General features: G+C 44.9%; 21 protein-coding genes. 18 read left to right on the forward strand and 3 right to left on the reverse strand.

What is annotated here, in order from left to right; genetic code table 11:
* Nucleotides 1-64 precede the first annotated feature (64 nt).
* Nucleotides 65-1,606 (forward strand): rhamnogalacturonan acetylesterase, encoded by a 1,542-nt coding sequence (locus K2G41_RS03240; RefSeq protein ID WP_300114338.1) that lies wholly within the window; start codon nucleotides 65-67, stop codon nucleotides 1,604-1,606.
* Between the two features lie 107 nt (nucleotides 1,607-1,713).
* Nucleotides 1,714-2,469, forward strand: a complete 756-nt coding sequence (rlmB, locus tag K2G41_RS03245; RefSeq protein ID WP_300114340.1) for a 23S rRNA (guanosine(2251)-2'-O)-methyltransferase RlmB — start codon at nucleotides 1,714-1,716, stop codon at nucleotides 2,467-2,469.
* Between the two features lie 97 nt (nucleotides 2,470-2,566).
* Here the strand turns inward: rlmB and K2G41_RS03250 are convergent, their stop codons facing one another.
* Nucleotides 2,567-3,718: a class I SAM-dependent methyltransferase gene (locus tag K2G41_RS03250; RefSeq protein ID WP_300114342.1), complete on the reverse strand. Its 1,152-nt coding sequence runs from the start codon at nucleotides 3,716-3,718 to the stop codon at nucleotides 2,567-2,569.
* Nucleotides 3,715-4,413 (reverse strand): tRNA (adenosine(37)-N6)-threonylcarbamoyltransferase complex dimerization subunit type 1 TsaB, encoded by a 699-nt coding sequence (gene tsaB, locus K2G41_RS03255; RefSeq protein WP_300114344.1) that lies wholly within the window; start codon nucleotides 4,411-4,413, stop codon nucleotides 3,715-3,717. Before tsaB ends, K2G41_RS03250 begins: the two co-directional genes overlap by 4 nt.
* A gap of 167 nt (nucleotides 4,414-4,580) precedes the next feature.
* On the opposite strand from tsaB, the gene K2G41_RS03260 reads away from it, so the two are divergent.
* The 5 genes from K2G41_RS03260 (at nucleotide 4,581) to K2G41_RS03280 (ending at nucleotide 7,823) form a co-directional block, all read left to right on the forward strand.
* Nucleotides 4,581-5,456 (forward strand): YicC/YloC family endoribonuclease, encoded by an 876-nt coding sequence (locus tag K2G41_RS03260; protein ID WP_300114346.1) that lies wholly within the window; start codon nucleotides 4,581-4,583, stop codon nucleotides 5,454-5,456.
* Nucleotides 5,457-5,486: 30 nt separating this feature from the next.
* Nucleotides 5,487-6,059, forward strand: coding sequence for a guanylate kinase (gmk, locus tag K2G41_RS03265; protein WP_300114349.1), 573 nt, complete (start codon nucleotides 5,487-5,489; stop codon nucleotides 6,057-6,059).
* A gap of 93 nt (nucleotides 6,060-6,152) precedes the next feature.
* The gene (gene nadD / locus K2G41_RS03270; protein WP_300114352.1) at nucleotides 6,153-6,728 is read left to right on the forward strand and encodes a nicotinate (nicotinamide) nucleotide adenylyltransferase; all 576 of its coding nucleotides are present in this window, start codon (nucleotides 6,153-6,155) and stop codon (nucleotides 6,726-6,728) included.
* Nucleotides 6,718-7,245: a DUF5063 domain-containing protein gene (locus K2G41_RS03275; protein ID WP_300114355.1), complete on the forward strand. Its 528-nt coding sequence runs from the start codon at nucleotides 6,718-6,720 to the stop codon at nucleotides 7,243-7,245. Before nadD ends, K2G41_RS03275 begins: the two co-directional genes overlap by 11 nt.
* A gap of 110 nt (nucleotides 7,246-7,355) precedes the next feature.
* Nucleotides 7,356-7,823 carry an RpiB/LacA/LacB family sugar-phosphate isomerase gene (locus K2G41_RS03280; RefSeq protein ID WP_300114357.1) on the forward strand — a complete coding sequence of 156 codons (468 nt, stop codon included), beginning with the start codon at nucleotides 7,356-7,358 and terminating at the stop codon, nucleotides 7,821-7,823.
* A gap of 129 nt (nucleotides 7,824-7,952) precedes the next feature.
* Here the strand turns inward: K2G41_RS03280 and rho are convergent, their stop codons facing one another.
* Nucleotides 7,953-10,121 (reverse strand): transcription termination factor Rho, encoded by a 2,169-nt coding sequence (gene rho / locus K2G41_RS03285; RefSeq protein ID WP_300114359.1) that lies wholly within the window; start codon nucleotides 10,119-10,121, stop codon nucleotides 7,953-7,955.
* Nucleotides 10,122-10,790: 669 nt separating this feature from the next.
* Here rho and K2G41_RS03290 point away from each other — a divergent pair.
* The 11 genes from K2G41_RS03290 to K2G41_RS03340 all read left to right on the forward strand — a co-directional run bounded on the left by K2G41_RS03290 (nucleotide 10,791) and on the right by K2G41_RS03340 (nucleotide 24,456).
* A complete protein-coding gene (locus tag K2G41_RS03290; RefSeq protein WP_300114362.1) occupies nucleotides 10,791-12,230 on the forward strand; it encodes a transcription antitermination protein NusB in 1,440 nt (479 codons plus the stop codon).
* Between the two features lie 101 nt (nucleotides 12,231-12,331).
* Complete coding sequence (gene yajC / locus K2G41_RS03295; RefSeq protein ID WP_300114365.1) at nucleotides 12,332-12,658, forward strand: preprotein translocase subunit YajC; 327 nt, start codon at nucleotides 12,332-12,334, stop codon at nucleotides 12,656-12,658.
* 27 nt (nucleotides 12,659-12,685) lie between these two features.
* Entirely contained in the window at nucleotides 12,686-13,657 is a 972-nt protein-coding gene (locus K2G41_RS03300) for a hypothetical protein (protein ID WP_300114368.1), read from the forward strand.
* Nucleotides 13,658-13,744: 87 nt separating this feature from the next.
* The gene (gene coaE, locus K2G41_RS03305; protein WP_300114371.1) at nucleotides 13,745-14,317 is read left to right on the forward strand and encodes a dephospho-CoA kinase; all 573 of its coding nucleotides are present in this window, start codon (nucleotides 13,745-13,747) and stop codon (nucleotides 14,315-14,317) included.
* Between the two features lie 92 nt (nucleotides 14,318-14,409).
* The gene (locus K2G41_RS03310; protein ID WP_300114374.1) at nucleotides 14,410-15,213 is read left to right on the forward strand and encodes a polysaccharide biosynthesis/export family protein; all 804 of its coding nucleotides are present in this window, start codon (nucleotides 14,410-14,412) and stop codon (nucleotides 15,211-15,213) included.
* Nucleotides 15,214-15,242: 29 nt separating this feature from the next.
* Nucleotides 15,243-17,537 carry a tyrosine-protein kinase gene (locus K2G41_RS03315; RefSeq protein WP_300114377.1) on the forward strand — a complete coding sequence of 765 codons (2,295 nt, stop codon included), beginning with the start codon at nucleotides 15,243-15,245 and terminating at the stop codon, nucleotides 17,535-17,537.
* Nucleotides 17,538-17,568: 31 nt separating this feature from the next.
* Nucleotides 17,569-18,888: a hypothetical protein gene (locus tag K2G41_RS03320; RefSeq protein WP_300114380.1), complete on the forward strand. Its 1,320-nt coding sequence runs from the start codon at nucleotides 17,569-17,571 to the stop codon at nucleotides 18,886-18,888.
* Nucleotides 18,888-19,931: a glycosyltransferase family 2 protein gene (locus K2G41_RS03325; RefSeq protein ID WP_300114382.1), complete on the forward strand. Its 1,044-nt coding sequence runs from the start codon at nucleotides 18,888-18,890 to the stop codon at nucleotides 19,929-19,931. Before K2G41_RS03320 ends, K2G41_RS03325 begins: the two co-directional genes overlap by 1 nt.
* 160 nt (nucleotides 19,932-20,091) lie before the next feature.
* A complete protein-coding gene (locus tag K2G41_RS03330) occupies nucleotides 20,092-21,909 on the forward strand; it encodes an aminotransferase class I/II-fold pyridoxal phosphate-dependent enzyme (RefSeq protein ID WP_300114384.1) in 1,818 nt (605 codons plus the stop codon).
* Nucleotides 21,906-23,024: an NAD/NADP-dependent octopine/nopaline dehydrogenase family protein gene (locus K2G41_RS03335; RefSeq protein ID WP_300114388.1), complete on the forward strand. Its 1,119-nt coding sequence runs from the start codon at nucleotides 21,906-21,908 to the stop codon at nucleotides 23,022-23,024. The genes K2G41_RS03330 and K2G41_RS03335 overlap by 4 nt, the downstream gene beginning before the upstream one ends.
* Nucleotides 23,017-24,456, forward strand: coding sequence for a lipopolysaccharide biosynthesis protein (locus tag K2G41_RS03340; protein ID WP_300114391.1), 1,440 nt, complete (start codon nucleotides 23,017-23,019; stop codon nucleotides 24,454-24,456). The genes K2G41_RS03335 and K2G41_RS03340 overlap by 8 nt, the downstream gene beginning before the upstream one ends.
* The last annotated feature ends 16 nt before the right edge of the window (nucleotides 24,457-24,472 follow it).

Genomic DNA, 24,472 nt, shown 5'->3' on the forward strand with positions numbered 1-24,472 from the left:
TAAAATTTTTATTGAACGGATTATCGGTGAGGTGAATCACCGTAATAAACAATACAGAGAGAATATGAAAAAATACTTGGGTGCAGGGGTTGCGTTTTTCCTCCTTACCGCAGGATTGTCCTGTGGATGGGCGGCTGACAAGGGAAAAACTCCTGTCAAAGTCCATATAATCGGTGATTCGACAATGGCCGATTATGAAGAGAATACCACCCGTACAAGAGGGTGGGGAGAGATGTTGCAGGAGTTCTTCTCACCCGATGTTGAGGTGGTGAACTATGCCAAGGGTGGTAGAAGCTCACATTCCTTTTATAAAGAAGGAAGATGGAAATTGGTGACCGACAGTCTGAAGCCCGGTGATTATGTTTTCATCCAGTTTGCCCATAATGATGAGAAAGAGGGTGGCAAGGATGGTGCTGACGGCAGAGGTACTGCCCCTTGGACCACATATAAAACGTATATAGAAAAATATGTCGATGAGACACGTGCCTCCGGTGCGACTCCTATCCTTATCACTCCGATTGTCCGCCGTTATTTCACTCAGGACGGGACGATCAGTCCAAAAGGATGTCATGATCTCAGCATTGCTCCGGATGATTCTACCCTGAACTATGTGAGAGTGATGAAACATGTGGCCCGGAATAAGCAGGTGAAGCTGGTGGATATGACGGCCATGACCAAGGAGTATGCTGAACGTCTTGGTGCGGAGCGGACCATTAAATGTATATATATCCCAACGGACGGCACGCACACTCAGGCCACCGGAGCTGCATGTTATGCCCGTCTGGCAGTCGAGGGCTTGAAGGAGCAAGGTATTTTGGCAGATTATATCCATGAGGATCTACCTGTGGTATTGAATCCGGTAGCACTCGATTTCAAGACACTTTTCGTCGGAGAAGAGGGGACAGTCTGTTTTGACCTTACCGGACTTAACCTTGAGCCGGTGGAGGGTGAATTGACAGTCGAAGCACCTGACGGCATGACAGTAGCCGATGATCCACACGGCCGGCCCCAGAAGACATTGAGATATCCATATCAAAACGGAGAATTATGGAACAAGTGCTTCTATCTGCACTTTACGCCGACCGGGAGTGGCAATATGGTGTCGGATGTCATTATATCATACGGCGGTAATCGACGGTTGCTCCCGGTAAAGGCTGAAGTCAAGGATGTCGTTGACCGTTCGCCGGTTGAGTATGTACTGGAAAAACCTTCGGCTTTACGCGATTTGAAAAATGAAGCGCAGGGTGTCACTACTGAAACCGGAAAATGGCCGGCTGAAATAGATGAGGCACAGAACAGATACATTGAATTTATTCTTCCTCCTTCCTCACAGACGGTCCTGCTCCGCAAGCTCTCGTTTACTTTGGACGGAGATGTGGCCTATAGGGTTGCTTGTGCGTATGGTAAGGATTTTTATCCCCGGACTGATCTTGGTGAGGAACAAAAGCCGCAGACAGGTCGCAGGCTGATAGAACTGCCGATGAATGTCACCTTGTCTCCCGGTCAGCAGATGTATTTCCGTCTTTTCCCTTGGAGCACTGTGGAGAGTGACGACATTTATGTCCGTACAGGGGACTGGAAGATAGAAGGAACTGTGATCAGGTGATTTGAATATTGAAAAATCGGATGATATACCCATGAATGGAAATCATTCCATCCTATTGGAGCGTTAATATTTTATAGAGTGAAATTATAATCATTAAATCAGATAAAGTGGAAAAGAACGATTATATCTATGGTCTGCGTGCCGTAATGGAAGCGATCGAGGCCGGTAAGGAGATTGATAAGATCTTTATGGCAAAGGATCTTCAGGGAGATCTTGCATCGGAACTTGTGTCTCTTGCGAGAGCTAACCGTGTGCTGATTCAGCGAGTTCCTGTCGAGCGCATCAACCGTATTACCCGTAAGAATCATCAGGGTGTGCTGGCAATGATGTCGGCCATTACATATCACCGTCTCGATCATCTTGTGCCTGAGCTTTATGAGGCAGGCATATTGCCTTTCATAGTCATGCTTGACGGAATCACTGATGTGAGAAACTTCGGTGCGATCGCTCGTACGTGTGAGTGTGCGGGAGTGGATGCAATTGTTATTCCGGAGCATGGAAGTGTTTCGGTCGGCGGTGACGCTATCAAGACTTCAGCCGGTGCATTGCATCATATCCCTGTGTGCCGTGTATCGTCGATTGCATGGGCTGCAAAGTTCCTGCGGGAGAACGGATATAATGTCGTGGCCGTGACTGAAAAATCGGATATGAATTACACGGAGGGAAAATATAGCGATCCGGTAGCCATCGTTATGGGTGCTGAGGACGTGGGAATCTCGCCGGAAGCTATGAAGCAGTGCGAGACACGTGTCGGCATTCCTATGTTTGGCAATATTGGTTCGCTGAACGTATCTGTGGCAGCCGGTGTGATGATATATGAAGTCGTGCGTCAGCGACTTGCATCCAATCTGGAGATCATCTGATGACTGCGTGACAACGAATGATATAAATGATGATGCTGTGTCAAAATGTAGAAATTATGACACAGCATCATCATTTATAATCGTTTTTATATATGTTTTAAATGGCTGTACCCATTGTGGTTATGACAAGCAATTTTGAACTGGTATTGTCCGTACAGCCGAAAAGCATTCTGTCGCCTCCCTCCTTGATTTTTAGTTTCGCTGCGAGTTGTGGAGCTGTAAGCGGAAAATTGCGTGTTGCGACGTTGATTGTAGGATAATTCTGGTTGACGTATTTTACAGCCTGTTTCGAGAATGTGATGACTTCGACAATCTCAAAACGCTCTCCGGGAAAGACATCAAGACAGTATGATGACGTGAATAGATGAGTGTTGGGATGCAGTTTAGCCACATTGAATTGCTCTGATAAGAAACGCATACCGCCGGACTTCATTACCGAGGGATACGGTTCGTAGAGATAGTCGCCGCTTTGTGGTGATCCGAATAGTGAATGTGGGTCGGGATTTTCTGCAGGATTGAAGTCAAAAGATGTGCCATCTATGGTTATGGCATTGATATGCTTTGCCGTTGGGGTATCAGTGACGCCGGTGTGGGCATCTATTATAAAGACCACTTCCTTGCACTCCTTGTGTGTGCCGATTACACATACATCGGTATTATGCCCGATCTCAGCTATGGCAGACTTGATATCTATCATCGGAGAGGCTTTGATGATCAGCTGCGAGCATCTGGAGAGTATCAGCGGTAGGGTAGGAATAAGGTCAGGAGAGCAATCACGGAGAGCGAAATGCCGTCCTGAAGAATCACGACGGGCCGGATCTGCAAAAATTATATCGAAATTCTTATCGGTGTTTTCGATATAGCGGATACTGTCACCTTCAATGACGGTTACGTTGGTCAGGCCGAGTGCCCTGACATTATGAACGGCCGTGCGATATGCCTTGTTGTCAAGTTCGATGCACGTGATCTCGCTGGCTTTGGTAGCGAAATGGAATGCATCTATGCCGAGTCCGCAGGTCATGTCAAGCACACGGCATCCGTCCGGGATCATGGAGCAATGGATGTCGGCAACGGCGTCGGAGGTTGACATTTCAGCCACGGCGAGTGACGGGAAGCGGAAATCGGGATTTAGGAGCGTCTCCGGTAGTTTGGATGCAGTCTTGTAGCGGCACTCACGCTGGAGGATCTCTTCAAGCATGACCGGATCACCGTGGTGACGCAGACGGAGTCTGTTGAAATCCTCTTTCACCCCAGAACGTTCTTTTTGGGAGTTGTTGCCTGAAAGTCCTTGATATAGTTGGGGACACTGTAGGCAATGTCCATGAACTGTCTTTGGGAATAGGCACGTTCGGCAAGAGCGATCATATCGATTGCCAGCGGATGGATGTCAGGTATAAACTCAACGTTGTCAGCCTTGATGAGATCGCGTGCCTTGTCTGATCCGTTGCCGAAAAACAGCACTTTGCGGTTCGTGGCGATGATGTCGGAATAGCTCTCTGAAGTAAGGATGAGAGCCTGCTGCTCCATAACCGGTTCAAGTGCGAAATCAAATGCAGCAGTATAGACTTCCATACGTCGTGCATCGATCATGGGGACAAATATCTCGTCACCTTCGAGCTCCTGCGTGAACATTACGTTGCAGGCCATAATGCGCAGGGTATCTATACCGATAAGAGGTATGTCAAGCGCGTAAGCAAGTCCCTTTGCCTCTGACAGGCCTATGCGGAGACCTGTGTAGCTTCCGGGGCCAGTCGAGACGGCTACGGCTTCGAGTTTCAGCTCCTTTTCGCGTGCGAAATCGAGGCAATACTTTATATAATCGCTGAGAAGAGCCGCATGATTGCGTCCGCCACCGGTTTCCTGATGGGCGAGCACCATGCCTTCAGCGGTCAGGGCTACGGAGCAATAGTCGGTTGATGTATCTATATTTAGGATTACAGCCATAGGTATTTTGAAATTTGTAGGGGTATCGATTGTTCCCTATGTCAAAAATTGAGGACAAAGTTACTTGTTTATCATGAGAAAATTGTAATTTTGTGGGAAAAATAATCCCCGGTGGCAATCTTGATATAGATCGCTTTAGTCCGGAATGTAAAAAACTACTCCAGCTCATGTTATATTCAATGACGGGATTCGGGAAAGCCGTTACGGAGCTCCCCGGCAAGAAAATTACGGTAGAAATCAAATCGCTGAACAGTAAGCAGATTGATATAGCTGCGCGTGTGCCGTCATCGTTGCGCGCTCAGGAACTTGAAATGAGAAATCGCGTGGCGGCTCTCCTTGAAAGGGGAAAGGTCGATCTGACTGTCTATGTCGAGAACGTTGCCGGTGAAGCATCCGTTAAGCTCAATGTCTCCGCTCTTAAAGCCTATAAGGATGATGTTGAGAAGACAGCGGCGGCACTCGGTATTGCCAATCCGCAGGATTGGTACGGTGTGCTCATGCGTTTTCCGGATGTCATGAAAAGCGAGGCTCCCAATGAGGCCGACGATAAGGAAGTGAACGGTGTGATGGATGCTCTCCAATCAGCGGCCGAAAAGCTTATGGCATTCCGTCGGACGGAGGGAGAGAAGCTTGAGAGTTTCTTTGCACAGCGTATCCAGCGCATTCGTGAACTGCTTGATCTCGTCCCGCAGTTCGAGGAGGAGCGTGTGGCAAAGATCCGTGTCCGTATGGAAGAGGGACTGGCGAAGATCCACGGCGTGGATTATGACAGAAGCCGTCTCGAACAGGAGCTTTTCTTCTATATTGAAAAACTTGACGTAAATGAGGAAAAGCAGCGTCTGACCCAGCACCTGAATTACTTTATGGAAACTATGGCCGGACCTAAGGGTCAGGGTAAGAAGCTCGGATTCATCAGTCAGGAAATGGGACGCGAGATCAATACGCTCGGCTCGAAAAGTAATCATGCCGACATGCAGAAGATAGTTGTGCAGATGAAGGATGTGCTTGAACAGATCAAGGAGCAGGTGCTCAATGTGATGTAACTACACTGATATCCATCTTGTGATTTTAATATGACTAAAGGTAAGATTATTATAATTTCCGCTCCATCAGGATCCGGAAAGTCAACCATCATATCCGCTCTTCTCGAAAGGGGTGAGATAGATATGCAGTTCTCGATTTCGGCGACTAACCGTCCGCCGAGAGGAGAGGAGCAGCATGGCGTGAATTATTATTTTCTCTCGGATGAAGAATTTCATCATGCCATCGATAGCGATGCTTTCGTTGAATTCGAAGAGGTCTATCCGGGTCGCTTCTACGGAACACTGAAAAGTGAGGTGTCGCGTATCACGGATGACGGACATAACGTGATCCTTGACATAGATGTCAAGGGAGGCGTGAATGTCAAGAAGCTTTATGGTGAAAAGGCTATAAGTATATTCATCCAGCCGCCGAGCATCGAGAGTCTCCGACAGAGACTTACAGGACGCGGGACTGATGCTCCCGAAGCTATTGAGCAGCGTCTGGCCAAGGCTGAGTATGAACTGTCGTTCGCACCGGAGTTTGACTGCATAGTTGTAAATGATGAACTTGAAAAGGCTATCGCCGAAACTGATGCCAAGATCAAGGCATTTCTTGCAGAATAATTCAGGTTCACTACGGTGATCGCGATCCTTGTTAAAACAATCATAAAAAACAGAATCTAAATAGAAATTTATCCTAACAGATAAGACATTGTCATGACAATCGGTATTTTAGGAGGTTCATTCAATCCTGTACATATAGGCCATCTGATGCTTGCGAGTTATCTGCAACAGTTCGGAGGGCTGGATGAGGTGTGGCTGACACTTTCACCGCTCAATCCACTTAAAGTAGGTTCGGACGAACTTATTCCGGATCTAATGCGGTTGAAGATGCTTGAGATTGCTACCGGAAAAACGAAGGGACTGAATGTGTGTGATTATGAATTGACGATGCCCAAACCCTCTTATACGATCAATACACTCCGCTATCTTGCCAAGCGTTACCCCCGTCATACGTTTAAGCTCATTATCGGAAGTGACAACTGGAAGATTTTCAACCAGTGGAAGGATCATGAAAAGATTCTTTCGGATTTCGGTGTCATCATCTATCCCCGTCCCGGTTATCCTGTAGGAATTATCTATGAGGATAATGTGGATGTAGTCAACGCTCCTATGGCCGATGTTTCGAGTACATTTCTGCGTAAAGCCATTGCCAAGGGCAAGGATATGAACTATTTTCTCCCCACCGGTGTGTTTGAATACATAAAAGAAAACAATTTGTATGGAGCTTAGTCCTAATTCACTTGCGTTCATTGCTCTCTGCAATGAATTCTGTTTTGCAGTCGAAAATGTAGGCGAGTCAACGCGGAGTGCTTTCGTCGCCTCCATGCTCCGTCTGCTTCCGCGTATCTATATTTCCGCGACCGATCTGAAACCCGAACCTCTGCTGGATGAAGATGAGGCATACATAGATAGTTTCCTTGACGAGGATTACTACGAATCAATCCGCAGGCAGATCGAAAGCCTGCTTGGAGAGGATGATGTCTATCTTGAAGTATTCGAGGAAGATATGAAATACTCCGAGACACCTATCGGAATGAGTGTCGCCGAGGGAATATGTGATATCTTCCAAGTTCTGTATAACTTTATAGTCATGGTCAAGGATGCCCCTGAGGATATGGTCAATTCGGCACTCACGGCTGTGAAGGAGGATTTCGGATCATATTGGAGTCAGAGGGTCTGCAATCTCATGCGTCCACTCAATCATATTCATTATTCATCTGAGGCTGATGATGACGATGATATGTAATTGATTACTCTGCTTGTCCTTAGATCAAATATTAACTAAAGGTATTTTCCCACAAGGTAGATTTTGATCGGTCTGTGTGTGAAGATTACTTTCAATGAATACCAACACTTATGTCAATTTTAAAAGAGAATGTGCCCGTAGGGTTCTGTAGTGACCACGCTGGCTATGAAATGAAGATGGTTCTTGAGGGATACTTCGATTCGATGGAGATTCCCTACAAGGACTTTGGAACGGATTCTGCAGAAAGTTGTGATTATGCTGATTTCGCTCATCCGTGTGCGCTTGCAGTGGAGAAAGGCGAAGTGTATCCCGGAATCGCACTCTGCGGTTCGGGCAACGGTATAGGTATCACACTTAACAAGCATCAGGGAGTGCGTGCTGCACTTTGCTGGAACGTTGAGCTTGCTGAGCTCGCACGTCGCCATAATGATGCCAATGTGCTCGTGCTTCCCGCCCGTTTTATTGATACCGTGACGGCTATAAATATTGTAGAAGCTTTCCTGAACACTCCTTTTGACGGTGGCCGACACGAACGCAGGGTCGCAAAGATTCCTGTGACTCCGTGTAGTGATAAGTAAGATCTGATATCGGTTTCCTTCTTTTTTTGAAGGGAACTTGGAAATATAGTCAACCCTCGTAAAATATACCTTGATGGTAATTTTACGAGGGTTGACTATATGGTTATATCTAAGGATTATCGATAAAGCTTAATCTCCCATGGTGCGGAGGAGCTCTTCATTGTTCGATGTACGCTCCATACGGTCCTTAATGAACTCCATTGCTTCGATGGACGTGCGGTCACTCAGGAAGCGACGGAGAATCCACATGCGGTTGAGGGTCTCATTGTTGAGCAGCAGATCGTCGCGGCGGGTGGAAGATGCCATGATATCGACTGCAGGGAACACACGCTTGTTGGACAGTTTTCGGTCAAGCTGCAGCTCCATATTGCCTGTGCCCTTGAACTCTTCGAAGATAACTTCGTCCATCTTGGAGCTTGTCTCAGTCAACGCTGTAGCGATAATGGTGAGAGAGCCTCCGTTTTCAATGTTACGCGCTGCGCCGAAGAAGCGTTTAGGCTTCTGAAGTGCGTTTGCATCCACACCACCAGAAAGAATCTTGCCTGAAGCGGGAGCACATGTGTTGTAGGCACGGGCAAGACGGGTGATTGAATCAAGAAGTATGACTACATCGTGGCCGCATTCAACCATTCGTTTGGCCTTTTCGAGAACGATGGAGGCGATCTTCACGTGACGTTCAGCCGGCTCGTCAAATGTCGAGGCGATAACTTCCGCATTTACGCTGCGGCTCATGTCGGTCACTTCTTCGGGGCGTTCGTCGATGAGGAGAATCATGATGTATGTTTCCGGATGATTCTCAGCGATAGCATTGGCGATATCTTTTAACAAAAGTGTCTTACCGGTCTTGGGAGGAGCGACGATGAGGCCGCGCTGACCTTTACCGATAGGGGAGAACATATCGACCACGCGGGTGGAGATATTGCTTGACCGTCCGGAAGTGAGATCGAATTTCTCATTCGGGAAGAGCGGGGTAAGATGCTCGAATGCCACACGGTCACGGATATATTCAGGTGTGCGTCCGTTGACGCTGCGGACTGAACTTAAAGGATAGTATTTGTCGCCTTCACGCGGTGCACGGAGGGTTGCATCGACAACGTCGCCAGTACGGAGTCCGTACTGCTTGATCTGATCCTTAGTGACGAGTACATCGTCAGGCGAGGGGAGATAATTATAATCGCTTGAACGCAGGAAACCATGTCCGGCAGGATCGATTTCAAGGACACCTGTAGTCTCGATAATGCCGTCGAAGTTGTAAGGCATCATCTGTGCTTGTTTCTGCTGATCGAACTGCTGCTGGTTCTTATTGCGGTTCTTCTTGTTCTTTTTGGCTTGAGGCTGCTGCTTCTCCATTCCGGGTTCGCCGAGCACGATGGGTGCGGGAGGTGGGGGAGGAGTCTGAACTTGGGGCTGAAGGTTGGCCTGAGCGGCCTGTTCCTTTTCCTGCTGACTGCGTGGAGCGAATGTGCGTCCGCCTGAACGTGGGAAGAATGAACCGAAAGAGCTGTCTTTGGGACGGAAATCTCGTTTAGGCTGCTGAATATTGGGATTATTGTCAGGCTCGTTGTTCTGCAACATGTCGGGAGACTGTCCGGGACGAATGAAGACACCGTGACGCGGACGTTCTTCATTTTTATTTTCAGTATTCTCAGTCGCCTTAGGCTCGTTGGCAGTTTCATCGGATGGGGTTTCTGCATTTTCAGCCGGAGCTGAGAGAAGATGAGCCGGATCACTAAACTCTGCAGTCTCAACAGTTTGAGAAACAGGAGATTCGGTGATATCTGAAACGTCTGATTCATCGTTAGTTTCAGGACGGGGATTACGTGGCGGACGACCACGACGGCGTTTGGGCTGTTGCTCGCCCTGCTGCTGTGTTTCTGCCTGAACAGTATCTTCAATAGCGGGTGTATTATCTACCGGTTCGGTCGATACCGGAGATTCTTGAACTTCCTGATTGGATTCGGATACAGATTCCGATTTTGGCTTACGTCCGCGACGTTTAGGCTGCTGCTCAACTGGCTGTTCAGCATTATCCTGTTCGGAAGGAGAGTCCTGCGCTTCAGGCACATTCTTTTTCTTTGCCTGTGCGGGAGTTTTATCTTCCTTTGAATCTTTTTTGTTGCGACGTCCCTTTGCGTTATTGGCATTTGATGTCGCGGCAACATCGCGGGCCTGCTGCTCAAGGATATCGTAGATGATATTTTCCTTGTCGGAGGAGTCGATCTTCTTTATGCCATAGGATTTTCCGATTTCGCGCAATTGCGCTTCATCCATGGCTTCAAGTTCATTGTAATTATACATATATTAAATATACATTGCGGCTGACGTGGTCAGTGACCTTGTGGGGGGATATGTTAACTTGATTTTGTAATTTCATGTCAGTCTTCCAGTCCGGCATGAAGTCTGGGGGATTGTCAAATGAGAGTAGTTGCTATAGGGTTTCTACTAAAGATGTTATAAACGAAAAATAGAAATGATGAGATCCTATATTATTATAGTGGAGAGTGGATTGGAGAGCGTGAGAATGGTGGATTTTGCGTGTGGTCGATGGATGGATGCATTGCTGAAAATAGATCCTGCATTCGCGTAGTCCATTCATGCGGTTCACACGAGGAATGTTTTTTGGGGTAAAACGCCCAAAAGTATAAAATCTATTTTAATGAAGAGATTTAAAGCCTGATTTGACGACCTGAAATTGTCTCATTATAATTTTTAGATGGCCGCTTTTATGTGAACTGTTTATCCGTCATTGGATTCCGATCTTCGGATCACCGAGTCGGTGTATTTCCGGATCAATTACAGTATTCAGGGAGGCTTTTTAATCACTGCAAAGATACAAATATTTTTTTGAATATAACAATAGGGATAATAAAAATGTTTTCAGCTCAACGATAGCATAAATTAAAATAAAAGTAGTAAATTTGCAGCGTTAAAATCATTGGCAAGATATAAAATAGATCTTTTAGAATCATGATAAATCGAGTTTTAATCCGAATCAAAGTGGTGCAGCTTCTTTATTCTTACCTGCTTACGCAGACAGAATTCAAGATTGAGCCCCCGGTTGAAAATCCCTCACGCGATAAGAAATATGGCTATGAACTCTATCTTGATTTGCTGATGATGGTGATGGAAATGTCAGGCTTTGATGTTTCTTCCGGCCGTCGGCAGTCATTGCTGCACGGCGTCACGCTTAACAAGCATATAGATCATAATGCTCTCGCACGTTCGCTTAACGGCCTTGATGAAATAAGGGCTATAATTCTTCGTGACCGTTCGGGAGTGGCACGCTTTGCTCCTGTGATCCCTTCAATATATGAGGCAATCTCTTCACTTCCGGCTTACAAAAGCTATTCTCGTATCAAGAAACCGGAGTTGAAGGACGATGTGGCTCTGTGGAGTTCGATAATCACAAATCTGGTGGCCAATAATCCTGAATTTATGGCTGTGGCCAGAAAAGATCCCGGTTTCACTGTCGCAGGTTTCACCCGTGGTATAAATTCACTGATGCATACTCTGAATGAGTATAATGATAATCGCGGTCTGTTCAACCATGCACGTAACGCACTTGATTATTCGTTAAATAAAGCTCATGAGCTTTATCACAGTCTCCTGCTGCTTTCAGTAGAATTGACACGTATGCAGGATCAGCGTCTGGATGCAGCTAAACACAAGTATCTCCCTACGGACGAGGATCTGAATCCAAACATGCGCTTTGTAGAAAACAAGTTCGTGAAGGCATTGAGTGAGAATCCTGATTTCATTGAGTATCTTGATGAAAGAAAACTCAACTGGGATGCGGATGTCCTGATGATCCGTGATATGCTCGATAAGATTATCGAGAGTGATCTCTACCGTGACTACATGAGTCTGCCCGGAGAGACCACACTGGAACAGGATGCGGATTTCTGGCGTCAGGTCTATAAGACCATCATACTTCCCGGTGATGAACTTGCCGATGCGCTTGAATCGAAATCGGTCTATTGGAATGATGATCTCCATGTGATGGGTACATTTGTCCTAAAAACTATCCGCCGTTTCGGTCAGAGCAAGGATGGGGGAGCTGACGTCCGTCTGCTTCCGCAATATAAGGATGAGGAAGACAGCCGTTTCGGTGCCGATCTTTTTGAACTCGCAATCAAGAATTATCCCGCATATCGTGAGTTGATTGATTCATTCGTCAACAAGAACCGTTGGGATGCCGAACGTCTGGCATTCATGGACATCGTAATCATGGTGACTGCGCTTGCGGAAATACTTAATTTCCCTGCGATTCCTCTTGCTGTGAGTCTCAATGAGTACATCGAGATTGCCAATGCCTACAGCACTCCCCGAAGCGGTGCGTTTATCAACGGTATCCTTTACTCGGTGATCAATCATCTCAAGGAGGAAGGAAAACTCATGAAGGCATAGGGCTTTCAGCCTGTCATTAATACTCATCGATGTCTATTCATCGAATGAGATCTTAATTGTTAAAATAAAAAATAATACTCATATCATTAACTAAACAACCTATGCTTACCTCAATTCTTTTACAAGGTAATGGTGCAGGATGGGCAAACATCCTCATGATAGTGGCACTTATCGCCGTGTTTTATTTCATGATGATCCGTCCCCAGCAGAAACGCCAGAATGAAATCAAGAAATTCCGTGAAGGACTCCGCGTTAATGATCCCGTCGTTACTGCCGGTGGTATCTATGGTAAAATAAAAAGTATTGACGATACTACATTTGTAGTGGAGATTGCAAAGGATGTCCGCATAACTATTGACAAGGGTTCTGTCTATCCTTCTGCCCAGCAGGCTATGCGCGACGCTGCTGAAAAGGAAAACAAGCAGTAATCCGATTGTCATACAGGTTTACACGGCATGAACGATAATACCCGGAAGATACAGGCGAAAGTGACTGCGGCTCTAAAATCGAGCCGCGGTCAAAACGTCATGCTCTACCTGCTTTTTGTTGCGGTGGCGTTTGTCTTTTGGGTGTTTCTTTCGCTGGATACAGAAGTTCAGCGAGATTTCGATGTGCCTGTTGAACTTCAGGATGTGCCCGACAGTGTGACTGTGATCGGGCAGATCCCACCGTCAATCGGAGTGAGCGTCAAGGGTAAGGATTCACAGTTGCTACGCTTCCTGTGGGGTAAACTGTCGCCGGTACGTCTCAAGTGGCAGGAAAATGCCGAGGACGGGGCTATTGTGGTGAATCATCAAAAGCTTGACTCCAGAATGAGGGAATATTTCGGAAACGGTGTGCAGATTGTGTCCTGTCGTCCGGATTCCCTGCATGTGCCTTATACATCACAACCCGGTGTGAAGGTTAAGCTTATGATCCACGCCGATGTCAGGCCGAATCTACAGTATATAATTTCAGGCCCCATCATGGCAAGTACAGATTCCGTAACCTTGTACTCCGTCACTGATCTTCCCCATTCGCTTAAATTCGTATCAACCGAACCTCTTGTCAAGTCCGGTCTGAAGGATACCACACGTTATGAGGTGAAGGTGAAACCGATAGCAGGAGTGCGCATTATCCCGGATGTGGTTACAGTGACCGTTCCGGTCGAACCGCTGATCATGCGTAAACGGTCCATCGGGATAGAAGTTGAAAATCTCCCCGAAGGTGTAAATATGATCACGTTCCCTTCAAAAGTTGAGATAAGTTATCTCGTGCCCATGAGTTCCTACAACGACGATTATCCGGTAAAGGCTTATGTGGATTTTCATGGCGCAAAACCGTCAAAGAAGAAATTGGGAGTTACGCTCTCATCGATGCCCGGAGTCTATCACAACGTCAGTTTCACGCCTGATAGCGTAGAGTATATCATTGAAAATGGGAAATGATTTGCTTATATGATAGCTATAGTGGTGTCTGATGGTTTGAGTTATGCCGGTTATCATTAATCTTAAATCTATTATCGTATAATTCACATGTTGACTGCAATATCAGGCGGAATCGGTTGCGGTAAGACCATTGTCAGCCGTATCGTCATGACTATGGGTTATCCTGTCTATGATTGCGACAGCCGAGCGACTGAAATTATGAATACTGATCCTGAAATCAAGCGGAGCATAGCAGCGGATATCCATCCGGATTGTGTGCGTGCGGATGGTATGATTGATCGCAAGCGTTTGAGCGAGATCGTGTTTTCGGATTATGAAGCTCTTCAAAGGCTTAATGCGATTGTCCACGGGGCCGTGCGTAAGGATCTTGCTTCTTGGTACGGGGAACAAGGTGATGTATGTGCCTTTGTCGAGACTGCTATTCTGTATCAAAGCGGTATCGATCGAATGGTTGATGAAGTGTGGGAGATAGATGCTCCATTGGATTTACGCGTGGAGCGTGTGATGACCCGCAATGGATTTTCGCGTGAGCATGTACTGGCACGCATCAGTTCGCAGGAAAGCTTCGAGGTTCAGGAAAGGCATTCCAATGTCCGCATCATATCCAATGATTCCATTTCTCCGCTACTGCCTCAGATCGAGCGGGCTCTGAACGTGTGAATTTATCATGCCCTATAATATTTGATGAGATCTTAACGTTAAATAATTGTAATGCATTAACGGCATTCTTATTTTTGAGAAAAAACTGTTTTATGAAAACCAGATCATTATTGCTTGGCACATTTGTTGCTGCAATGTTAGCATCATGCAGTAGCAGTAAGACCGTATTACCTTACTTTACTGATATTTCAACTATAAAAGAGGGAACTTTCCCGGCTGAGAACTATCTCCCGGAGATCAAACCTGATGACGAACTTTTCATCTCTGTCACTTCAGTCAATCCTGAAGCGACAGCTATATATAATGTGCCGTCTGTCAACCCCGCTACGCGCGAACAATTCGGAGCTAACATCACTCCCACGCCGAAGACATATATAGTGACGACATCGGGAGATATCGATTTCCCTGAACTCGGCAGAATACACGTCGCCGGTATGACGGTAGAGCAGCTGCAGGCGAAACTAACCGAAGATATAAGCAAGGCGGTGACTGATCCTATGGTGTCGGTCGAGCTTGTCAATTTCCATGTCAATGTTGCCGGTGAGGTCAATAATCCCGGATCTGTCAAAGTTACAAGAAACCGTTTTTCAATCCTTGATGCCATTTCTGCTGCTGGTGACATGACTCCTTACGGCGAGCGTTCGAATGTGTTGCTTATCCGTGAAAAGAACGGTAAGAAGGAATATGTGCATCTTGACATGAATTCGTCAGAAGTACTGTCATCACCGTACTATTATCTGGAGCAGAATGATTATATCTATGTTGAGCCTAACAAAGTGCGTCAGGCCAACTCGAAATACAATCAGGATAATGCTTTCAAACTTTCAGTGATTTCTACGATAGTGAGTGCGTCATCCGTAATCGCATCGCTTGTCATTGCACTGACTGTAAAATAAATAATCCCTTTAGACTCATATCTCGAATTATGGCAAAAAAGAATGCATCGGATTTCATTGATTTCAATGCACTGATCAAAACATATCTCTCGAAATGGTATTGGTTTGTCATTTCGGTCATTTTCTGTGTAGGACTCGGATATCTCTATACCAGAAAGTATCAGCGTCCAATGGCGGTAAGGGCAAATGTGCTTATCCAGCAGGAGGACTCAAATCCGATGGCAGATCTCGGTGGCATGGGAAGCCTCTTTGGTTCTAAAGGATTTGTCGAGGACGAGGTGTTTGTGATCGGTTCTCACTCATTGTTTAAAAACGTTGCCAAGGAGTTAGGAATAAACAGACTTCATTATGTGAGCGATGGTTTCCTAAAGAGTCATCTCGCATTCCCGGAATTTCCGGTCGATGTAGTGGCTCCGGCCATTTCGGATACATTGATGTCAACCATAATCTTTGATGTAAAAATCAATGATAAGGGTCGCGCGGATATCAAAGCTAAGGTGAATCGCGATGTTATTGCCAAGGTAAAGGATGTGGCTCTTCCGACTGAACTCCATACTATATATGGCGATTTTACCGTAGTGACTACCCCTGCTTATGTCAAGGGAGAGAAACTGAAGACAAAAATCGCTTTCAGCGGTTACGATGTTGCGGCTGAGGAGATGGATAAGGATGTGATGGCTTATCGAGGTAGTAAGAAGAGCAACGTAATCAGTCTCGGCCTCAATACTCCGAATGCCGAATATGGAGTTGCCATCCTCAATAAGATCATTGAGAAGTATAATGAGCGCGGTATAAATGAAAAGAATCTTCAGGGAGAAAAGACTGCGGCCTTCCTTGAGGATCGCATAGACTTGCTTTCAGGTGAGCTTAATGAGTCGGAGTTGGCCATTCAGAAGTACAAGGAACAGAACAGAATTGTCGATGTCGCTGCAGAAGCCAGTTATCAGAGCTCTAAGAAGGGCCAGATGGAATCTGCGATCTTCAATATCGAGAAAGAGATTGAGCTTCTGAAACTTACGCGCGAATTTCTTGTAGATTCAATAAATTACAATGCATTGATACCTACGACCGTTGCAAACGGTGGAGTTCAAAGCGGAATCAACTCATATAATACTCTTGTGTTCAAACATCTTGAACTTTCACAGAATGCACATAGCAACAGCTATGCTCTCCGCCAGTTGACAAAGCAGATGGATCTTCTGCGTAACAACATCCTTGCTTCGAGTCATAAGGCACTTGAGAATGCGGAACTTAATCTCCGGCAGATTAAATCGGAACAGAACACGATTGCTGGAAAGCTCGGTAATATCCCTTCACAGGAACGCGAATACATAAATATGAAACGTCAGCAGGAAATTAAACAGGAGATATATCTGTTCCTGCTTCAGAAACAGGAGGAAAATGCCATGGTGCTGGCCAATTCCATTCCCAAGGGTCAGATTATAGACGAGGCTTTCTCTCTCAGTGAACCACTCGGAGTGTCAAAGAAGATCATTCTTGTGATAGCATTTATTTTGGGATTGCTTCTGCCGCCCGTGGTGATGTATGTAAGGAGTCTTGTCCGTAGCAAATTTGATACTAAGGAGGATGTACAGAAACATGTGTCCGCACCGATTCTCGGCGAGATGTGTATTGACCGTTCCGGTCGTAGCCTCGTCGTTTCGGCTACTGATACTTCATCTGCAACGGAGCTTTTCCGACTTATACGAACCAACCTCCAGTTTATGCTTGGAGGGGAGAATGATAAGGTGGTACTGATGACATCCACCCGTTCAGGTGAAGGCAAATCATTCATTTCATTGAACCTTGCTGCGACATTGTCACTCCTTGAAGGCAAACGTGTACTTCTCGTGGGTATGGATATCCGTAACCCGCAGCTGGCCAATTATCTCGGTATAAATCCTCCTCTCGGTCTTACCAATTATCTTTCAGTGTCAAATGTGACGCTTGAATCGATCATAGTACCAATGCCGGGCGTGGCGGATTGTGACGTTATCGTCGCCGGTCCGATTCCGCCTAATCCTGCGGAACTTCTGGCCTCCAAGAAGGTTGATGAACTCTTTGCCAAACTGCGCACAATGTATGATTATATCATCATTGACAGTGCGCCTGTTGGTATGGTCAGCGATACGTTCAGTCTTGACAGGGTTGCTGATGCTACCGTATATGTCACACGTGTCAACTACAGTACGGTGAGCGATCTCCGTTATGTGGAGAATATATATGAGAACAATCGCCTGAAGAAGCTCTCTGTTGTGGTCAACGGTACCGCATCCAAGAAGGGTTATGGCTACGGCTACTCGGCCAAGCCTTCCCGTAAGTAAATGAGTTTCGACTGCGATATCCGATTTGACTATGATTGATAGATATAAGTTTTTATCGGGCTTGTTTTTCGGCGCGATGTGGGCTCTTCTGACATTTGGATTTATTTCAGAAGAGCTCCTGCCGCCACTTGCTTCACTCAGAAGTCTAGTATTTTTTCTATGCGACACGATATTTCTTGTTCTCGGTATATACTCATTGCGTAATAAACGAGATATTTTCGTCGTAGTCACCTTCTTGTTTATAGGAATCACATCTTGTGTGCTGAACCATATTGGATTATTGTTTGGCTTGAATGGAGCCCGTGATTTTTTCGGGCTGCTTTTTGCTGTTCCGATCTGCCGGTTATTTCTGACTTCAAAATACCGTGAGCGGTTTATCGAATCGTTCGATAAGCAACTTCTGATATTCCTCATTATCCAAGCGTTTTGTATGACTTGGCAGTTTGTGAGATATGGAGCGAACGATCACGGAGGCGGCTGTATGGGATTCGGTTTTTCAGGAATAGCTTCAACCCTGATATATATTATTTCCTTTTATCTTATATCAAAAAAATGGAAATATGGCAATTATTGGGGTGAGATGGTTCGTAATAAATTATATATTTTCTTACTGTATCCAACATTCCTAAATGAGACAAAGATAAGTTTTGTATTTCTACTGGCATACTTTTTACTTTTATTGCCGTTTGAATGGAAAACAGCATTGAAAATCTTAATCTCATTGCCAATAATGATTGGTGCCATGGTAGGTATTGGCATAGCATATTTATTTATTACTGGACAGAGTGTTGAGTCCGTGTTCACGCAGGCCGCTATGGATGATTATCTTATTGGTGAAGATCCTGAGGAACTTTTGGATTTAGCGCAATATGTTCAAGATGGTACTTATGATATAGAAGACATAGGAGTTCTCGACATTCCCCGCTTTACTAAAATATTTTTTATACCGGAAGCATTGGATGATGCTGAAGGTGGAGAACTTTGGGGTGCCGGACTTGGTCAGTTTAAGGGTGGATCACTTATGGAATTGACTCCCTATGCTGAAAAATGGAACTGGGTTCTTTCCGGCTCTATTCCATATCTGTTTTTTGTCATGATCCAGTTAGGTGTACTCGGTTTAGCATGGTTTTTATATACGGTTGCCACGCTGTTTTTACATAAAAGTAAGGTATTTATGGGACTAAATATAAAGCTATTCATATTGCTTATTTTTTCCTTGATTATGACATACAATGATTCATTACGTTTTTTCCCATTCTGCGCAATAATTTTCTATATTCTAATAATTGGATATGTGAATTGTGAAGATGATGTTGAAAGCAAACCAGTCCTTGAGGGTCACAACCAGTAATGATGACTAAACCAGTAATTTCTGTCATAGTACCTGTCTATGGTACTCAATCCTATATTGATCTTTGTATTGAGAGTTTATTAAATCAGACCATAAAAGATATAGAAGTAATATTGGTGGATGATGGCTCTCCCGATCTATCTCCAGAAATATGTGATAGATATGCAAAGACGGATACAAGGATAAAAGTAATCCATAAACTAAACGAAGGTGCGGGTATTGCCCGTAATGTCGGATTGGATATTGCAAGTGGTACATTTGTATGTTTCCTTGATTCCGATGATTGTTTGGCTCTTAATGCTTTAGAATTTTGCTATAGAGTAGCAGAAAAAGAAAAAGCTGATCAGGTCCGATATTTGTTCAGTCGCTTTGCTTCATCAGATTATCATCCAACTACTATCAGGACTTCAGGAGATTATGTTGTTGCAGTTGGATATAATAAGATTCAACCGATAGTCAATGCTATCTCTCCACTCTTTGATGGTGCTGATGTTGTCGCCCCTACCACGGCAAGTGGTTCAACAGCATTATATCGTCGGAGTATCATAAAAAATAATAATATTAGGTTTCGATCCGAACGTTCAATGACAGGAGAAGATTTGATATTCTGTCTTGAGACAGCTATTTGCAGTGATAAAATTGTTTATACAGACAACAGGTTTTATAACTATAGGCATACACCACATTCTCTTTCTACGAAAGTTGATCACAAGAGAATCGAAAAAGCATCGAAATTCTCTGAGACTTATGCCAATATACTCAGAAACTATGGTTATAAGGATAGCGGAGTTATGGCTATGACGTATATCATAGGGGAACTTCGAAGTTATAATAAGCATCTCTTTTATTCCAATCTTCCTGTTTCTGAAAAAAAGAAATACTTCTTGGATATTCTTAATGCTCCTGTGGTTAAGTTGATAAAGGAAACATACCCAGTTGGAAACTTGGCTTTTATGCAAAGAGTTGCATTCGAATTACATCTTCATGGATGTTTCTGGCAGAGTTACTTTATAACGAGATTAAGGGATCTGTTTAAAAGATGAATTTCAATTGATATGATTGCAAGGAGGACTACAATATATGAAGACGGTGTTATTAAAGCATTTTATTGCACGTTTTAAATGTTTTTGTTAATTTTGCAGTAGGGGCTTCTTTATGGAACAATAAATGAAGAGCAATAACTGATACAAAACAGTATTTACTATGCAAGCAATTATATTGGCAGCCGGAATGGGACGGCGTCTCGGAGAACTGACCAAAGATAATACCAAGTGTATGATTGAGGTCAATGGCGTGAAGCTTATAGACAGAGTGATCCGTAAGCTTGCAGCTGTTGACTTAAACAGGATTGTGATAGTGGTCGGTTATGGACGACGCAGTCTTATGGACTACGTTTCGTTGGCTTATCCGGATCTTGCCATAGAGTTCATAGAGAATCCCGTATATGATAAGACCAACAATATCTATTCTCTCTGGCTCGCACGTGATTATCTGCTTGCGGATGATACAATATTGCTTGAATCCGATCTGATCTTTGAGGATAGTGTATTGGATTGTGCCTTGGATTCAGAGTATCCTAACGTCGCGTTGGTAGCCAAATATCAACCTTGGATGGATGGCACGATGATCTGCAAGGATAATGAGGACAACATTGTGACTTTTATTCCTAAATCAGCGTTTGAATATGCTGACACGGATAGTTATTATAAGACGGTAAACATCTATAAATTCAGCCGTGAGTTTGCTTCCAATCGTTATCTGCCATTTCTTGAAGCCTACATCAAGGCAATGGGAAATAATGAGTACTACGAGCAGGTGTTGCGTGTCATGACATTGATTGACCATTGTGGCATCAAGGCGGTGGATATTGCCGACCGTAAATGGTATGAGATCGATGATGTGCAGGATTTGCGTATCGCCGAGACTATTTTTGCTGATGATGCTTCGCGTCTGAGCAAGATGCAGCACAGCTTCGGTGGCTACTGGCGATATCCCGGCATGCTGGATTTCTGTTATCTCGTCAATCCTTATTTCCCGTCCCCGAAGATGGTCTATGAGATGAAGGCCAATTTTGATACACTTCTAAGGGAGTATCCTTCAGGAATGGGTGTGAATTCAATGCTCGCAGGAAAATATTTCGGGATAAAGCAGGAATATGTATGTGTGGGCAACGGTGCGGCGGAGCTTATAAAGAGTCTTATGTCAAGGATCTCAGGCCGTCTTGGTGTGACTTACCCGACATTTGAAGAATATCCCAACCGTCTGTCTGAGTCTGCGCGAGAGATCTTTATCCCGTCGAATGACGATTTCAGTTACACGGCCGACGATCTTATGGACTTCTTCTCGGATAAGAATATCGATGCGCTGCTTATCGTAAATCCTGACAATCCTTCCGGTAATTTCATCGGATATGCTGATCTGATACACATGGCCGAATGGAGTGCCGGGAAGGGAATCCGATTGATAGTTGATGAATCGTTTGTCGATTTCTCGGAAGGAGGGGAAGCGAATACGCTGCTTGACAATGATGTGCTTGCGCGTTATCCTCACCTTTGTGTGATGAAAAGTATCTCGAAATCCTACGGAGTGCCGGGATTGCGTTTAGGTGTACTTGCATCTGCTGACTGTGAGCTGATTAACTGGATGAAAAAGGATGTTGCTATCTGGAACATCAATTCATTCGGTGAATACTACATGCAGATCTATGGAAAGTACGAATCCGATTATCGTCACGCCTGCGAGAGATTCCGCGAGGAGCGCGAAATGTTTTTCCGAGATCTTTCCGATATCAGTTTCCTGCGTGTAATACCGTCGCAGGCTAATTATTTCCTGTGTGAAGTGACGGGTGGAATTTCGGCTTACGGGCTTACCCGCAGTCTTTTGGCCGATTTCAATATACTTATCAAGGATTGTTCGGGAAAGAAGGGCTTCGGAACCGGAAAGGAATATGTCCGTATAGCTATCCGTGACCGTCATGATAATTTGCTTTTGACGGATGCTTTAAAATCATTGAAATTATGAGTCATAAACCTTCAATATGTGTCTGCGGTGGTGGAAGTCTCGGCACTGTCATCGCCGGGGTAGCGGCTTCAAAGGGTTATAAGGTTAATCTTTTGACCGGTCACCCGTCATCGTGGGGTAAATCCATCAGGATAACAGATCCGGACGGATATATTTTTGAAGGTCCGCTTTTTCGGGTTTCCGATAATGCCGGGGATGTGATTCCTGAATCGGATATAATCATCTTCTGTCTGCCCGGCACGGTGATCTATGATGAACTCATCAAAATCCGTCCCTATATCTCCTCCGGCAGTATAGTCGGGAGTGTATTCAGCTCTACCGGATTTTTCATAATGGCTCTTGATGTCCTTGGGGAGGATGCACATCTGTTTGGATTCCAAAGAGTACCGTTTATAAGCAGGATAAGTGAGTATGGTCATTCAGCGAATCTTCTTGGATATAAGAAGTCACTAAATATTGCATACTGGAATGTGGAGCATAAAGCTGCAACTACTGATTTGCTGGCAGACATATTCCATACACCTGTCAATATACTCCGCCACCCGCTTGAGGCTACTCTGACCAATAGCAATCCTATATTGCATCCTGCACGGCTCTTCACACTTTTCAGTGGATTTGACGAGTCTAAGCCATTTGTCACTCCTCCTCTTTTTTATGAAGACTGGAATGATGAAAGCTCTGAAATTCTGATAGCGTGCGACAGTGAATTCCAATCATTGATAAGGATTCTTGGTATAGGCAGTGATGACATTCCGTCATTGCTTGAATATTATGAATCTACGGATGCTGCTTCTCTTACGGCGAAGATTCGTTCGATTGCAGCTTTTAAAGGGATCTATGCTCCGACATCTAAGACCGATGGGGGATACGTACCTGATTATAATAATCGCTATTTTTCCGAAGATATTCCTTTCGGCCTGATGCTTATCAAGCATATTGCAGAGCTGAATGCGCTTGAAACACCTTCGATCGACAGAATTATCCGGTGGTACGAGTCACTGTCCGGAAAAGTTTTACTCGACGGAGATAGAATGGCTGATAATTCCGATACGCGTGAGATTCACAGTCTCAACAGTCCTGTCATTCTGCGTCTAATCTCTACTCTTAATGGCTGAATCTATTGGTAAGAAGGCGGTAAAGGGGACGCTGTGGGCGAGTGTTGACCGTATTGGAAACATGTGTTTGCAGTTCGGCGTCAATCTTGTGCTCGCACGCTTGCTTCTGCCCAAGGACTTCGGTGTCATAAGTATGATTGAGATTTTCATTGTTGTCTCTCAAGTGCTTATTGACGGAGGATTTGCCTCTGCGCTTATTCAGAAAAAACAGCCAACACAGACGGATTATTCGACTGTGTTTTACTGCAACATATTTATTGCGGTAATACTTTATGGACTGATTTTTGCGATAGCTCCTTTCGTGGCTGATTTTTATGACTTACCTTTGATAAAGAATGTGTTGCGGGTCATAGGGCTAATACTTATCACGAATGCTCTTTCAATAGTCCAGACCAATAGACTCAGGAAATATCTGGAACTTAACAAACTGGCTTTCGCAAATTTGTCGGCCTACATCGTAAGTGGTATAGGCGCGATACTTGGGGCATTTCATGGAATGGGCGTATGGAGTCTGGTAATCCTTCAGTTGGGCTATAGCAGTGTGCTGGCTGCGATTCTGTGGATCGTGGCACGCTGGCGTCCGTCAGGATCGCTTTCATACAGTTCCGTCAAAGAGCTTTTCGGTTTTGGCGGTTATCTCCTTGCTGCAGGATTGTTGCAGGAGATATGTAAGAATGTTCAGGTTATCATTATCGGTAAACGTTTTTCGGCTACAGACACCGGATTGTATTCTCAGGCATATAAGCTTGACCGAATATCATCCTACACTCTCCCTAACATTCTCGTACAAGTCATGTTTCCGGTCTATGCATCAATGCAGGATGAGGAGGAGCGACTGACCGATATGCTTGGACTGAACACTCGTCTCATTTCGTTTGTGATTTTCCCGTTGATGTGTGTTCTCATGCTTATTGCCCGACCTCTCATCGTGTTTCTTTATGGCGATGTATGGGCTGCGTGTGCTCCATATTTCCAGATACTGTGCGTCGGCGGTCTGTTCATCTGTCTGCAGAATACAAATTTCTTTGCTGTTGCCGCTAAAGGGAAGAGCCGGATTCTGTTTTACTGGAGCATTTACAAATGGTCATTTCTTCTTGCCTGTCTGTTTATTGGAATGCTCTTCGGGATCTACGGACTTCTGTGGGGTATGGCATTGAGTAACTTCAATATCTTTATGGTTAATGCTCTTTTGGCCTCACGCTACACTGGTTATAAGTTCCACAGACAGATGTGCGACATACTTCCCATCTTGGGCTTGAGTGGCCTATGCATGACCATTACCTATTTTCTGAAAGATATGGTTCAGGGGTATTTTTTCCTGACTATTTTAATTTATGCTATAATATACCTCGGTCTTGCTTGTCTCATGCGTATGGCTGTGTTGGGCGAAATAAAGATGATCGCCACACGATTCATGAATAAAAGGGCATGATCAAGAGGTATGATTG

The sequence above is a fragment of the Duncaniella sp. genome, from assembly GCF_029056165.1.
Taxonomy (GTDB): Bacteria; Bacteroidota; Bacteroidia; order Bacteroidales; family Muribaculaceae; genus Duncaniella.